General features: G+C 39.2%; 17 protein-coding genes. 2 read left to right on the top strand and 15 right to left on the bottom strand.

Features of this window, described 5'->3' with window-relative positions:
• Window positions 1-90: 90 nt before the first annotated feature.
• The 12 genes from F984_RS21835 to F984_RS21785 all read right to left on the bottom strand — a co-directional run bounded on the left by F984_RS21835 (window position 91) and on the right by F984_RS21785 (window position 11,024).
• Window positions 91-633, bottom strand: a complete 543-nt coding sequence (locus F984_RS21835; protein ID WP_004712175.1) for a glycoside hydrolase family 108 protein — start codon at window positions 631-633, stop codon at window positions 91-93.
• The gene (locus tag F984_RS21830; protein ID WP_004712174.1) at window positions 633-1,007 is read right to left on the bottom strand and encodes a hypothetical protein; all 375 of its coding nucleotides are present in this window, start codon (window positions 1,005-1,007) and stop codon (window positions 633-635) included. The genes F984_RS21835 and F984_RS21830 overlap by 1 nt, the downstream gene beginning before the upstream one ends.
• A gap of 78 nt (window positions 1,008-1,085) precedes the next feature.
• Window positions 1,086-3,095: a hypothetical protein gene (locus tag F984_RS21825; protein WP_004712173.1), complete on the bottom strand. Its 2,010-nt coding sequence runs from the start codon at window positions 3,093-3,095 to the stop codon at window positions 1,086-1,088.
• 58 nt (window positions 3,096-3,153) lie between these two features.
• The gene (locus F984_RS21820; RefSeq protein WP_004712172.1) at window positions 3,154-5,403 is read right to left on the bottom strand and encodes a calponin homology domain-containing protein; all 2,250 of its coding nucleotides are present in this window, start codon (window positions 5,401-5,403) and stop codon (window positions 3,154-3,156) included.
• Between the two features lies 1 nt (window position 5,404).
• The gene (locus F984_RS21815) at window positions 5,405-6,031 is read right to left on the bottom strand and encodes a glycoside hydrolase family 24 protein (RefSeq protein WP_004712171.1); all 627 of its coding nucleotides are present in this window, start codon (window positions 6,029-6,031) and stop codon (window positions 5,405-5,407) included.
• A gap of 312 nt (window positions 6,032-6,343) precedes the next feature.
• Entirely contained in the window at window positions 6,344-6,829 is a 486-nt protein-coding gene (locus tag F984_RS21810; protein ID WP_004712169.1) for a CC0125/CC1285 family lipoprotein, read from the bottom strand.
• A 39-nt stretch (window positions 6,830-6,868) separates the two neighbouring features.
• Window positions 6,869-8,245 (bottom strand): hypothetical protein, encoded by a 1,377-nt coding sequence (locus F984_RS0104160; protein WP_004712166.1) that lies wholly within the window; start codon window positions 8,243-8,245, stop codon window positions 6,869-6,871.
• A gap of 9 nt (window positions 8,246-8,254) precedes the next feature.
• Window positions 8,255-8,893: a hypothetical protein gene (locus F984_RS21805; protein ID WP_004712164.1), complete on the bottom strand. Its 639-nt coding sequence runs from the start codon at window positions 8,891-8,893 to the stop codon at window positions 8,255-8,257.
• The gene (locus F984_RS21800) at window positions 8,890-9,336 is read right to left on the bottom strand and encodes a GNAT family N-acetyltransferase (RefSeq protein ID WP_004712162.1); all 447 of its coding nucleotides are present in this window, start codon (window positions 9,334-9,336) and stop codon (window positions 8,890-8,892) included. The genes F984_RS21805 and F984_RS21800 overlap by 4 nt, the downstream gene beginning before the upstream one ends.
• Window positions 9,333-9,665 (bottom strand): hypothetical protein, encoded by a 333-nt coding sequence (locus tag F984_RS21795; RefSeq protein WP_004712160.1) that lies wholly within the window; start codon window positions 9,663-9,665, stop codon window positions 9,333-9,335. Before F984_RS21795 ends, F984_RS21800 begins: the two co-directional genes overlap by 4 nt.
• Entirely contained in the window at window positions 9,652-10,050 is a 399-nt protein-coding gene (locus F984_RS21790) for a hypothetical protein (RefSeq protein WP_004712158.1), read from the bottom strand. Before F984_RS21790 ends, F984_RS21795 begins: the two co-directional genes overlap by 14 nt.
• A gap of 2 nt (window positions 10,051-10,052) precedes the next feature.
• The gene (locus F984_RS21785) at window positions 10,053-11,024 is read right to left on the bottom strand and encodes a packaged DNA stabilization protein (protein WP_228128013.1); all 972 of its coding nucleotides are present in this window, start codon (window positions 11,022-11,024) and stop codon (window positions 10,053-10,055) included.
• Window positions 11,025-11,028: 4 nt separating this feature from the next.
• Between F984_RS21785 and F984_RS0104150 the strand changes: the two genes are divergently transcribed.
• Both F984_RS0104150 and F984_RS21780 read left to right on the top strand, forming a co-directional pair.
• A complete protein-coding gene (locus tag F984_RS0104150) occupies window positions 11,029-11,244 on the top strand; it encodes a hypothetical protein (protein WP_025469385.1) in 216 nt (71 codons plus the stop codon).
• A complete protein-coding gene (locus F984_RS21780; RefSeq protein ID WP_004712152.1) occupies window positions 11,244-11,444 on the top strand; it encodes a helix-turn-helix transcriptional regulator in 201 nt (66 codons plus the stop codon). Before F984_RS0104150 ends, F984_RS21780 begins: the two co-directional genes overlap by 1 nt.
• 141 nt (window positions 11,445-11,585) lie before the next feature.
• On the opposite strand, the gene hchA is transcribed toward F984_RS21780, so the two are convergent.
• From hchA to F984_RS21765, 3 genes are all read right to left on the bottom strand, one after another.
• Entirely contained in the window at window positions 11,586-12,461 is an 876-nt protein-coding gene (gene hchA / locus F984_RS21775; protein ID WP_004712151.1) for a glyoxalase III HchA, read from the bottom strand.
• Window positions 12,462-12,662: 201 nt separating this feature from the next.
• The gene (locus F984_RS21770) at window positions 12,663-13,661 is read right to left on the bottom strand and encodes an NAD(P)H-quinone oxidoreductase (RefSeq protein ID WP_004712149.1); all 999 of its coding nucleotides are present in this window, start codon (window positions 13,659-13,661) and stop codon (window positions 12,663-12,665) included.
• 46 nt (window positions 13,662-13,707) lie between these two features.
• On the bottom strand, window positions 13,708-14,601 hold the full coding sequence (locus tag F984_RS21765) for an AraC family transcriptional regulator (RefSeq protein WP_004712147.1): 894 nt from the start codon (window positions 14,599-14,601) through the stop codon (window positions 13,708-13,710).
• Window positions 14,602-14,686 lie beyond the last annotated feature (85 nt).

The raw sequence follows: 14,686 nt of genomic DNA, 5'->3' as shown, positions 1-14,686 counted from the left end.
CTATTAATTGTGTGAGCTGTGCAACCTGAGAAAAGGACGCACAGCATTGTAATGATCGATGCAAATTTAGTACGTTTGCACATAATAACTTTATGTGATCCGGTTGCTAATCCAACCATAAAAGAACTGCTCTTGCGTGGGGTTGCGTTCACAAATTTCAATGTAACGTTGGCCTTGCATAATATTGAGAACTCGCAACAAGACTTTCTCGCCCTCTTTGCCACGTTTAGCCAGATATGTTTTAAGAGCACCTAAGGTATTAGAGCCATACACGCCATCCACTTTCAAATCTGCATACCCTGCTTTGCCCTGATTATTCAATAGATTCAAAGCACGCTGTAAAAGTGGTTTTGCAAAGTTAATACCACAGTTCACACCAGTATCTAAAAGTTCTTCAGCTACTGCTGAGCTAATAGTATTTACTTGATCGAATCTCGGAGCCGTCCAGTACTGTTTCTTATAAATTGATTTAGCCACATCAAGCGGCAAATCTTTCATATTGCCTTTGTAGCCATTTTCACGTGCAACAGCTTCAGTAATACCGTATTTAGTTGCACCACCACGATCAGCAGGGTTATTTACATAACCACCTTCGCGCTTAATTAACTCATCAAGATATTGATCAATGTTCATTAGTTACCACCTTTGCCGCCAATAATAGAAACAAATGCTGCTTTTACTTCTGCAATTACTTCAGACATGCTTTTTCCTTTGAGTAATGCAATTGATTGATAAATAATGCCAATTACTAGTAAGCCAAATACCGCAAATATCAACATAATGAAGCCTTGAAACATTGTTGAGTGATCAAGATATTCAAAATGCTCTATGAATGCTGACCCCCCATATAGGCTTACTGTCACGCTACATGTGAATTTAGTAACAACCCCCATAGAAACTTTGATTTTCCCTTCTTTATCAATATCCCCACTTAAAACAAGTGCAAGAATTGCCCCTATAACTGCTGGAAATATTTTTAAAACCCATGGAATTGCATTTTCTTGCATATGAACCTCTAAAATTATTGGCAATAAAAAAGCCCTAAGCTATTAAAAGCTAGAGCTAGCAATTGTTTGTTGGGTAAACTAGGTGAAAGTCCAGTTGCCATAAGAGCCAAACACTTCTGTATTACCGTTTAAATTGTTTTGAAAATCCAACCATGCGCCAATAAATTGCGTGTGTGCTTCAGTGTAATAAGAGCCATCTGCTTTACGTATACGAAGACCAGAGATGTTACATCCTTGCCCTACGATGGTTGTCGTATTTGCAAGTCCGATTTTCAAACGTCGATAGTCATTGTTTGTAGCGATATAGATTGCAGAAGTGCCAGATGTATCAATAGAAGGATCTTGCCAGATATAGTTAGCCATGTTCCGGCTTGAAGCAGTCCAACCAGTATGCAAAGTAATGATATTGGATAGAAAGTCTTTACCAAAAAAATGTGTGATAAAATCAAAATCAAGATATGCACGATTTGGATCTTCGAACATGTAAGATGAGTTATCTTCATAGTTCTGCACTGAAGTTGGAACGTAATAACCAATTTTTCCATTAGGGTCGTTATTAATGATTTTACGAATATCAAAATGACCAAGTTTACCAGTGCTAAAAGCCCCATTCATTTTCATGACAATTGGTAGTGATTTGTCAGTAACCAACTCTTTAACAGTACAACGGAAACCACCGCTTTTATGCCAAGCATTTTGAAGTAATGTGTTTCCCTTTAAATCAGATAGAACTATCTTATTAATATCAATGTAACCTTGATTATTTGCTCCACCTGCACAAAGCACCAGAGGCTGTTCACAACTCTTAATAGTTGTGACACCTGAAATCTCCAATTCATATGTAGAATCATTTGGAAAAAAATATCCAACCAAGCCAATTTTGCAATTTTCGATAGTTGGTGAGGAAATAATACAGTCTTTCAGATGTGATTTTGGCAATCCTTCAGCGGCTTCTGGTTCAATATCTATACCCGCTTCAGGTGCTTTACCCTTCACCCCGAAAACATAAGGCATCAAAATGTTTACTCTCGTGCCTGCACTAAGTGAGATACCGTTTCGTCCCGCATTTAAGACAGTGGGTTCTGAAATAGTAATATCTGTCGGAGTATCATCGGTTATCAATCCCCAGCGACGGCCGACATATATCCCATCTCCCCAAGTATTCATAACCTTAGGTCGATAAATATAGCCCTTCTTAGATTGATAGTTAGCAATCCCGTATCCCCATTCGCCCTCAGTCCCTAAATGCTGATCTCTATCACCAGTAATTTGCGGGAACAAAACTTTATAGTTCTCAATGTTTTCAATATGTAGGATTGAATATGTTGTAAAATCATTTGGTATGATTTTAAAGTTGCCCTTAGGCGTGAAAGTAATGTCATTATTGCTTCGAACGTAAAAGCAAATGTTGTGGTCGGACTCAACAGGAGCAACCATAAATTCATCATCTACAATAAAGGGGACATTAAAGCTAACTGATAAATCATTAACCTTTTGTAGTTTTATAGATTGACTCAACTCAGACTGAACTGAAGTTAAACAAAAGTCAGATGCAAAAAGGTTTACTGGCTTTTGCAATATCCAACGGCCAATATCATTTGCCGGTAAAATAGAGTAAATGTCATCAATTGCATTTTCAGCTTCTGATTTATATTCATAAACATATCTATTGTTAACTAGAACTCTTTGACCGTTTCTACGGACAATAAGTAGTTTCAAAGTTTGGATATCAGGTACATTTTGCGTGGTCTTATCATTGATGGTTTTTTGGTTTTCATCACCATCTTTTACAATGTCCGATGTGACACCATCAATTCCCACCAAACTGGTTACTGATGGGTTATCCTCAACTAAAACTCCATACTTGTCTTCGATCCGAAAGCGGTATTTTCCAGAAAAGAAAATTAAGGCTGTTCCCTCATTATCAAGAAGTACAGGGTTAGTGTTTTGAACAGTCAGCGCCTCATCTGACCATGTAACTTTCGGATTTGTTGAGTTTGCCTCATAGGTATACACCTTCCCACCAGCAAGAGGCTTGTTGCTTTTGTCAAAAAAGCGGGTTCGTACGGCAGAAAGTAGTGATGCCATATTTCTTTCTCGCAATAAAAAAGCCACCTTTTTAGGTGGCTATGTATTGATGTTTAGTTTATTGAGTTGCAGCAGATGCCCCGCTAATTAATCCAGCCTGTACAAGCCGATCAATTAGCGATTGCTGTTGTGGTGAAGGTTGTATAGGTGCAGATGGAGCCCCAGAGATATCTGGTTGGAAAGCCTTATTTACAGACCTAGTGCTTCCATAGTTGGCAACTGGATCAACTACATAATCTTTTAGATAAGGTATATTCAAAACCGCTTTCACTTTAGGGTTACTAAAAAAGTTCATTAAACTATTGATTGAAGCTGAAGCAGTATTTGAATTATTCACATAAGAATGAGCTGGTTGTGAAACAAGATATTCACCTGCTTTGCCAATATTCTTGATGTTTTTAAGTTCATCTGGTTCAAATAATGTTGAAAGTCTACGATCACCAATACCATCAAGTGCACGCTTCATCCCAGCTGGACTAAATTGTCCATTTTGTTTAATTGCTTTATTGGCAATGAACTCTAAAACTTGTTGCTTAATATCTGAAACGGCTTGTGGGTTGATATTGTTGAGCAAATCAACAGTGCGAGCCAATTCATTAACATTTCCATTTAAGATATGTTGATTAAACAATTTGTCAGGCTCAACACCTTTTCTAGCATCTTGTAATAGCGGCATGCCTTCAATTTGACTAGCATTAAATTGGTTTGCTTGGCGCGCAAACTGGTATGCTTTTGCCGCGTCATTACCGTTAGATAAAAGTCCTTGCATTGCTTCAGCTTGGCGACCATTTAAGGCATCACGTACCAAACCAATTGAATATGTTGAGCTGGTAGGCTGTCCCATTTGAAGTGAAGAGTTGTATTCTCTATTGAGAATTTTTACTAATTCTTCCGACTTTCCTAAAGTAAATTTATCAGGGTTATCAGCTATGTCTTTTAAGATTTTCTGTACACTTGGTGGCAAACTAGAAGCTGCATAGTTATTTTCAAGAGCAGTAAATGCATCATTCGCAAATCCTCGTCCATCAATAACTACATCATTACCAGGTGCTTTCCTAGCGGCATCATAAGCTGCATTGATAAACTGCTTGTTCTGAGCAAGTTGCGAATTAACAGAAGATAACGCATTTTGCATTGCCCCGTATTGATCAGTTGCTTTGCCACCCGTTCTTGCATTAGCACTATCCAACAAGCTTGCAAGCTGTTTATTATCATCAATAAACTTCTCTCGTAATGGTGCGCCAACATTTTGAAGTTTTGCCAACTCAGCTTCTTTTTGCCATTGCTGTGCGTTCCCACTTACCTGACCCTTGGTCCCTTTAATCCCAACTTGATCTAAAACAGCCTTACGAGCTACAGCTTCTGGATTAAGGTTTTTCCCAGATTTCAATGCATCAGTGGCTTCTTTACGCAAGCCATTAGCAACATCATCTGATAATTCACCAAGTGACATACCTTGTTGACGCAGTGCATCATCAAGACTTTTATCAATTGCTTGTGCTGTGCGTTGTGCTGCTTGTGGACCTGTATTTCGAACCGCATTCACAGCTTTTGAAACACCTTGCCCAACCTTTTCGCCAAGTGCTGCACCGGCAGCGCCTCCAATACCACCTAAGACCGCATTATCTAGACGTTGGTTGGCATCACCAGCAAACCCTGCACCACCGATAGCTGCACCAACAGCCGCATTCTGTGCTGCTACTCCTGCGCCTGCTCTTGACAATACGTTTGCACCTTGATAGCTACGACCCAATGCCCCAAGTGGCGCAGTGGCAGCAACTTGACCACCTAAGCGAGCCCAGTCATAACCCTGTCCATTTTGCTGTCTACGAGCTTGTTGGAAATCTTCAATATCTTGGCGTTGATTGGTAAATCGCTTATAAGCGTTGGTGTCAAAATTTGTCCCAAGAACTGAGTTAAGGCCTTGTCCTAACTTATCGCCAGCATACGCAAAACCTTGCATAATGCCCGCCCCTAGATCTGATGCTCCAAGTAGTGCAGACTCCCACATCTGTGTAGGGCCTGCTTTCTTAGCTTGATCTTGCATAGACTTTTGCTGCGCTGCTTTCCAGTCAAAAGGTTGTCGAGTGGCTGATATCTTAATGGGTTGCTGCATCCCAAGGTCTTTTTGAACTTTCAAGCCAAGTGTTTGTGCAATTTGCTCATCACTAAAGCCTTCCTTCTTTGCCATAGAGATACGTGAGCTAAATCCTTGATTGCTAGCTAATGTTGAGTAAATATCATCATCACTAAATCCAGCTTTCCTTGCTGCATCAATACGTGCAGAAATATCGTTTTGACTAGCCATATTATCCACCAATACCAACTGACTTTAGATCAATAAATTCAGGCTGAAATTCTGTTTTATGCCCGATTCCTACACTTGCAAGATCAACCATTTCTGGTTGGAAGTTTTGGCCTATTCCAACTTTTTTTAAATCTATAAACTCTGGTTCAAATGATTGCGGTCTGATTGTAGTTGAACCAAGTTGCTTATCAATAAAGTCCCAAGAACGCTTATTCTGCGCATATGGCGATGTTGGCAGAGATGCCCACGTACTACCTGATTTCTTAATTGCAGTATTGAAATCTCCCTTTAGCACATAAGGTAATGCGCCATTCTGAGCGAGTAGTGCTAAGGCACCAAGATCCTGTGATTGTGGCGAAAAATCTTTGAGTCCATACTGTCTAGCCACACCATCCCATGTATCTTTAAGGAATTGATAGCGACCTGCAGCAGTTGTGTATTTCACTTGCCCGTCAGTTTGTGTAAATGGCTTTTTTACGTTTGGGTGCCAAGAAAGGTCATCTATTCGTTGATTGCCAAAGAGAGTGTTATAGCCATATTTCACACCTTCTGTGGCCGCAATTAAGTCCAGCATTTTTCTTGCATTTGGATTATTCATTAATTGCATTAGCTGTTGTCTTGTTGCCATACCTTTTCCTCAGGCAATAAAAAACCGACCATTTTTAGGTCGGCATTAGGTTTTAATCGCTGAAATAATTTCAGGAAGTTTCCAGATTAAAATTGGGATAGAGAATAATATTAAAAAGGCAAAAACTGTTTGCCATAACCCATATTTTTCAATAGACACTTTCATAAGCTCCACTATTGGTTTAAAATGCTCCATATAGATTTATTTTTCCTCTTGCTTTAGTCGGTTGGTGGAAATGCAAAAACCCCGATGCGTCAACATCGGGGTTTTGTTTTGGGTATTAAAAAAGCACCCTAGGGTGCTTTAATTAAATCAATTAATTCTATATTTCTGTTTAAGCTTTTGATTTATGAAATTGGTATCAAAGATATTTTGAGATGGATCGGCTTCTGCATTAATGCAGCGCGCATCTAATGTTGTTTTTGCTCTATGCACACTTTGCAAGCCACCACCATAAGTGGTGGTGGTTGCATTGGCTGTGGCGTAATTACCATAGGCATATACATTTGCATTAGTAGAGGTTGTACGTGGCAAATCAACATAAGAAGTATTCACTGTATCTTTACCATTTAAAACCTGAAAGCTTTTACATCCTCTTGATAACATTAAGTCTGATGCTCTTAATAAAGCAAACTCATTCACTTTTTCTCTGGATGTAACACCGTTGCCACGGAAAGTTATACGATAATACCCTGGAGATAACTCGGTATCTTCAAAACCGCCAGTTAAACCATTACTTTGATAACTAGTAGCACAAGCTGATAATAAAATTATTGGTATTAAACAAAAAAACTTCATAATAAATCCCCCACCTTGATGAGGGATTTTATAGCATATTTAACGACCAAACAGAATGTTATTCAACTTTGCTTTATCTGCATTTGATTGCACAGCTTGTGGTGTTTTAGGTTGTGGTCGTGAAACCCCATAGTTGTCGTAAATACTATTCATATTCTGATTAAGAGCTGCAATAGTATTTTGCTGTACAGCTGCAAGTCTTTGGAGAACTTGTAAAGCTGCTGCATTATCTCGTGGTGGGTTTGCGGCAATGACTTGTGCAGCACGCTGTGCATCACCTTCTGTTTGTGTACCTTTCGCCATCATTAAAACATCATTAACAGCCTGATTAAGTGCTGTCTGGAAGTTTTCAACTCCGTGGCTATTTTCATCAGACAAACCAACAAGATTTTTTGTCTTTGCAACTAACTGATTTGCTGCACTCAAATTCAGCTTACCATTTTGAACATCTGAAATAAGACTATTAATCTTCTGAGCATTTTGTGTTGCAGTTGAAAGATTAGTATTGATCTCATTAACCGATTTTAATGCTTGGTCACTGATTTGGGGTTTGCCATCTCGTTTAGACTGAGGTTGGATTGGATTACCTTTTTGATCCGAAATCCTAACGCCTTTACCACCCGGATAGATGGCATATAAATAACCATCATTACCAACTTGGGTATCAATAGGCTTATTCTTTGCCAACCATTCTTGCAACTGCTGTTCACGACTGAACTGTTGCGACTGTTGTTCACGATTTTTATCAGCTGTTGATGCTGCTGTATCAGTTGCATAACGCGATGCATCAGTTGTTCTGATATTATTGGCAATTGCAGTTTGGTTGTCTGCTTCATTGTTCTTAGTTTGGAAAAGATATGGTGCAAGCTCTTTATTCAACAAGCCACTATTCAATCCATATTGCTTAACCTCTTCAGGTTTCATTACGCTAACAATACTGGCGTTGTGATCGTAATCCTCAGGTGAAATCATTCCTGTTCTTTTCATAGCATCTAGTGCCAATAAAACTTGTCCTTTATCTCCATTTAATGCTCCTTGTTGGAATGCTCCTTGAATAGCGCCATATTTCTTTTGGGAGTTATCTAAAGTAAATCCATCTGCTTGAGCATTATTTTTAGTTGCTTCACTGTTGGTTTTGCCAATTTCTGCTTGGGCCTTTAAAAGGTCAATTGCATTTTTTTGCGCTGTAAGTTGGTTGGCCTTATAGACACGGTTTAGATATGGCGCAAAAATGGAATTATTGGCAAAGGCCTGCTGTTCTTGTGGAGTAGCTAGCTGGCTCATTTGTTGAGCTTTGCGACCAAGCACCAATTGCCCAAGTGCACCTGTTAGCCCTGCAAGTTTATTGCCTATTTCATTTTGCTGCGCTTGCTGTTGTAGTGTTGCATTCGTAATGATGCTTGGATCAATAGCCATAACAATTCCTTAAATAAACATGCCTGCTACAGCAGTACCAATACCCAGTAAGTTGTTAAAGTTATTTGCTGTTTTATTGCCGGCAGCAATTGTTCCAGCTGCTTGAGCATTTGCACCAGCCATAGTGTTGTTAGCAATAGCTTGCCCTGTTTGCATACCAGCATTACCAACACCAGCAGCCGCGCTTTGCCCTAATCCTACGAGATTAGATAACCGGTTATATTGGTTAGTCTGATCAGCGTTATATCGGTTGTAAGCGTTTTGATACTCTTGACTAGCAAAGTTTTGAGCGTAGTCATTAAGTGCTTTTTGTGTTGCCCCACTCAGCAAACCACCTTGAGCAGCAGCACCTCCTTGTACAGCATTCAAGCCTTGATTTAAGCGGAATTTATAACTTGGGTCGTTATAAATATCTTGGCCATTGTAAGCTTGCATGAATTGCCCATTCTGGCCCATTCCACCCATAAGCTGTTTGAGTGCATCATAGCCAGCTTGCATATAGGGTTGCTGATCTTTACGCACTTCATCAAACATTTGCTTTTGTTGGTCAGTAGCGTATTTAGTAGCCTCATACTGCTGATTTGCTGCTTGCTGTGCAGCTTTTGCCTGTTTGTTTGATCCGGTGATTGCACCGATAACACCACTCATGTCATCACCTTTATAAAAATAGTTTCTGCTTTCTTAAAACCTTTGCGTTCCCACAAAAGCCCACGATATTCAGGATCAAGTGTTGCAATTGCCCATGTTGTGCAACCATGGTCTTTTGCATATTTCTCGCTAAACTCAATTAACTTCATTGAGTGTTGTCGATGCTCAGGATGTACAAATATTGCATCTGTTCCAGCCTGTTTTTTGCCTTTGAATCTAGCGAGCTGATACATCACCATCCAATGAAACCCAATAGGACGCCCATTTTCACGCATCACCAGACAGTGAAATTCATCGAAATCTTCTGATTGTTGGTATAGCGTTGCATCAAAGTCTAAGGGAATACCATAAATATCTTTTTCAACAAGTTCATGAACCATCTGGCAAAGCGGCATAATCTGATCTATACAATCAATCCACTTTTCACGCCTTACTGTGATCATGTGACCTGCTCCATTACAGATATATAAGCATTCAGCCCTTCACCATTGATATAGAGCTTGTCGCCTGCTTTAAGCACATGGTTAATGATTTCAGGATTTAAATAGCTGCTAGTTGCTGGGATATTTTTCTGCGTAACTTGATGTTGAGCACCTAGCGTGGCACCACTCGGAACAACTGAAACTTTAAGTGTGATAGGCGCTGCTGACTTGTTATAGAACGTTGAAGCTCGGACCTGCGCTACTGTGTTTGCAGGCACCGTATAAGCAAGGAAATCACCAGCAGGAAGAGTTTGAGGAATTACTGCTTGAGTGTAGTTAATTAGTGCCATTTATAATTACCTGCATATCATTAGTGATCTGTACAGTTGGCAAGGGATAAGGCTTGTCATCACAACAGATGTTTGTTGTTGTAAAGATATTGTCTGCCTCAAAATGAAAAACCGATGCAGTTGGCATCGGTTGAATATCTTCACATTGAGCGGTTGGACTTATAGGGAAGTTCCGCTGCAAATTATCAAGATCAGAAAGTACCTCATTTGGTACTGTCACAGCGGGTAACTGACTTGAAAGTTGAAGAAGTTGACCAGTATCAATTTCCTCTCCTTTGCTAGCATTTTGGCTTAATGCATAGAAAAACATATACCATGCTTGATCCATAACACCATTCTTGAACATTTGAGTGTTTGGAATTTGAATCGATCTGGTAATATCCATTGTTATCTCACTCTAGCCTGAGCGCCCGTAATAACAAGCCGACTTAAATCAGTTACTCTCAAACGGAAAACTCTATTAAATGATTGACCTAGACGCCTAAAGATAATTCTCTTTTTCCATTCCCCAACCTTACCTAGAGTCACTTGCTGATCAAATGACCATGTTTGACCTTGGTCATCTGACCAATCAAGCATCACTATCGGCTCACGATTAACTTTTTGTCCTGCTTGAACAAAAATTTCAAGTGCATCAAAGATGAGGCGTTGCCCTTTTGGGTTTATTACTGGTGTAGTTCTCTCACGCATGATCATGCGACCATTATCTGTTTCAGCATCCAAGCTTAGTTCGTAGATAATCCCATTAGTGTGATCGCCTACATAATGCTTTCCTTTGTGGAAACAGTGAACTTGTGATCTATGACGCTCATGTTGTGAACTGGAGTTATAGTAACTACGCTCATGCCACATTCCAGTCGAACCATCGAAACACCATGTTTTATTTGCAGTTGGGAAAGACAATACGTAGAAAGAATGCCCTTCCTGCTGGTAAGAGTATGCAACTGCATCATCCAATCGCGAGTAACTTGCAAACTCCTGCTCCATGGCATGGTTAGAAATCCGCTTAACCTGATATCCCTCTGTAAGTACTATCTGACCATCACCTACATCGGTCTGTGAAAGCCAAATTAGACCCATACCAAATTGCGCAAGTGAGTTCTTCGCAATACATCCACAATTAATATATGCACCAGATACTCTTAAGAAAGGTTGATCAGCATTACCTGTACTGTGCCATATTTCGGTAGTCTTCTCTCCAATTAGCCATAGTTGGCCATTTTGGGTAAAGATTCTTACTAATTTATCCGAGCTAGCTTCCGCTGTTGCATAACCTAGTGCCGAAAACTTTGTATTAAGCAGTCCGGACCACTGAATCTGGTCTGAATTAGGATTTAAAACAATAAAACGAGAATCCAAGAATGTGACATCTTCGGCCCCCAATATAGTCACCGTACGACTTTATTTAGAAGGGAGTGTTTCTGATGATCAATTTTTGGAAATTATGGACTCATCGGACTTATCAAAATGGAATCCTCTAGCACCTCATGGCTTTTTCTTAATTGAGATCGGTTTTACTGAAGATGGTGCAGAAGCGTTGTTTGCAAAAGAAGTTAAAGCGGAAAGTAAGGAGGGGTGATGTCAGAAAAGCAAAGTCGTTTGCTTGACTTGAAGGCGGTTGAATTAAAAACCAGCCTTCCAAAGTCAACTATCTATGACTGGATTCGAACCGGTTATTTCCCTCCTTCAATCCTATTTGGTGAGGGCAAAAGAAAAATTGCGAGATGGCTTGAATCTGATATAGACTGTTGGATAGAAAAGCACAGAATGGCATCCTAAAAAGGATGCCTTATTTGTTTGAGGGTTTTACTTTTTACGGTACGAGTTACGGTATCAAAAATAATTAAAAATAAAATAACTAAATAAAACATAATTTTAACTATTAAATTCGAGTCCCGCAGGGCGCACATATTGAATAACTTAATCCTTCACTTCAGCCAACAATGTTTCAGCTGCAAGCTTGCCCAAATTATTAGAAGCAAGCGGACTATCGCCTGTTAGCAATTTACGATCTCTATGACATTGTCCGGTAATACCAGTGTTCAAAATCTTCACACCGAGCTTTTCAAGGTTTTCACCGACTAACCATGGTAAAGCTCCCGGCATATAACCGATATCAATATTTGCCCCCTTATCTAATGAATCAGGGAATACACAAATTTGATAATCTTTAAAAATATAATTCTCAGGTTGTTCCTCTACTGCCGCAGCCAATAACGAAGCTGGACCATGACATAAAGTAATAATAAATTTGTCTTGTTCAACTGCCCATTTCAGAACTTTTTTGACATCCAAGCTATGTGGAATCTTAGCTAAAACACCATGCCCACCTGGAATAAATACAGCTGCATATGGTGAGTTTTCCCCTACTGCATTTTCTAAAATGTCAGCAAGTTTTAGTGGATTTTTTAGTTTATCTGCATATTTATGGAAAGTATCTAATACAACTTGTTCTTGCTTTGGCATTGCCCACATTTCAAGTTTGGCTGGATTACCGGAAAGTGTCGCGACATCAATTTCGAAGCCCGCATTATCTAAATGAAACATCGGCAAAAGCATTTCTACTGGATGGTTTCCTGTAGAAAAGAACTTACCGTTTTGCATCTGGATATAACGCTCATCAGTTGCAATCATTAAGACTTTTTTATTGCCCGTATACGGCGTTGGATAGGTTGTGCCATCGTAATCTGTTTTAGGAGAAGTATATTGACTCAGTGAATATGGTGATGGGAAGAACGCATTATCTTCAGCCAAATCTGGAGTTGGATTTTTATCATTTGATGCTGGGGTATTCATTGTTACCATCCTTTAGAATTGAAGAACGAAATAACAGCTTTAAGCCAATTATTATTTCTTAGTAAATGTATATTCAGATCAAGAAACTGATGCAACACGCCAATAGAATTTGGCAATTTTTATATAGAAATAGGCACAATTAATAATTATAAATTTCAGTTTAGGCAAACATGCCGTTCACCTAAACTGTCACAGATTAAATTAAGTATTGATTTCTAAAACGATCTTTCCAATATGGTCACCTTGCTCCATACATGCATGGGCACTTTGTACATCTGAAAAATCATAGGTTTTATAGATTTGCGGTAAACACTTGCCTTGAGCTAAGAGCGGCCATACATGTTCATGTAAGGACTGAGCAATCCGGGCTTTTTCTTGGCTATTACGTGCTCGCATGGTTGAGCCAGTAATCGTTGCACGTTTTAAAATCAGTTTTTGTAAATCAAATTCTTTTGCAATTCGCCCTCCCATAAAACCAATAATGACCAGTCGACCATCACGCTTTAATAGATTTAAGTTTTTCGAGAAATACGAACCACCCACAATATCCAAAATCACATCAACACCTTGGTCTTGAGTGTGTTTCAAAATTTCTTGCTCAAAATCTTGGGTTTTATAGTTAATTGCAGTAGTTAAATTAGAGAGTGCTTCAACTTTATCTTCACTTCCAACTGTAGCAAAAGTTTTAATCCCTAAAGCATGGCAAATCGCTAAAGCGGTGGTCCCAATACCACTTGCCCCACCATGAATCAGTGCTGTTTCATTTTCTTTTAAACGGCCGATATCAAACAGATTTGCCCAAACTGTAAAGAATGTTTCCGGAATTGCAGCAGCTTGAGTAAATGATAAATTCTCAGGTATTGGCAATACTTGAGTTGCAGTGACAGTACAATACTCTGCATAACCACCACCGTTGGTTAAAGCACAAACCTTGTCTCCAACTTTGAAGTGTTGCACTTGATCACCTACAGCAACTACGACCCCAGCGACTTCAAGACCCGGAATTTGCGTAACACCTTTTGGCATTGGGTATAAGCCCATACGCTGCAATACGTCTGGGCGGTTAATTCCAGCAGCTTTTACCTCAATTAACACTTCATCTGCTTGAGGAACTGGAACATCTGAATCTTGAAGTTTTAAGACCTCAGGTCCGCCAGGAACCGTAATTTCAACAATTTTCATGGTTGTTGGAAGACTCATTGATATGCTCCATGTTTGGTTTATATTTTAAATGTATTGATTTACTTTAATTCATTGAAGATTTAGGGGGAACTCCAAACAGCCGTTTGAACTCTCGACTAAACTGTGAGGCACTTACATAACCTACCTGATAGGCAGCTTCCGCAACACCCATTTGATTATTTAGGATTAAATCACGTGCTTTATGTAATCGAGTAATCTTAATGTACTGTAATGGAGAATAGTTCGTGACTTTCTTAAACGCTTGATGAAAAAGAGAGACACTCATTCCTGCTTGTTTAGCAAGTTCCTGAACCGTTAAATTATGATAGTAATCTCTTTGAATAATTTCACAAATTGTATAAATCACACTATTTCGACTTATCATAGCCGAAAGATTTTCGATTAAATCACGGCTACCCGCCTGCAAAACCCGATAAATGAGTTCTCGTTTTATCTGCTCTCCTAATATTGCGGTGTCTTGTTTAGAACGAAGTAAATGCAACAAACGTAAAGCAACTTCAGATATAACAGAGTTCATTTCTATAATATTTAAACCACAACTGAGCTTTATATCTCTTTTTTCAAGTTCATCTATAGATGACTGCTGCTCTTTATTCATTTTAGTAGCTAAATCAGCCATCATTTGCGCTTCAAACTTAATCGCAATTGCCAGCATCGGTTCATTTTCAACCCATGTATCGCAGTCAAAAGGAATAGCAATCGAGATGAGTAAACACTGGCCTTGTTGAAACTGAAAAGTTTCTTTTCCGATATAACCACGCTTTACGCCTTGTATGACTAAAACAATTGAAGGCTCTTGTAATACAGCAACAGGCTGTGTGGAATGATCAACCCTCATCAGGGTGATATTTGAAATATAGGTGGGATATAGCCCTTCTTGAGGAGCTAAATATAAAAAAGCCTCTACCAAACTTTTCATCAGATCATTCTGTTGCATTGCTTTATTTTTTACGGGCTATTTAAGATTTACTATATCAATCAAACTAAAAGGAAAAAGCGTTTCTTGGTAGTACTTTGTATAA

The sequence above is a fragment of the Acinetobacter nosocomialis NIPH 2119 genome, assembly GCF_000368085.1.
GTDB lineage: Bacteria > Pseudomonadota > Gammaproteobacteria > Pseudomonadales > Moraxellaceae > Acinetobacter > Acinetobacter nosocomialis.
The sequence above is the reverse complement of the archived record's forward strand: the minus strand, read 5'-3'. Positions and strand labels throughout refer to the sequence as shown.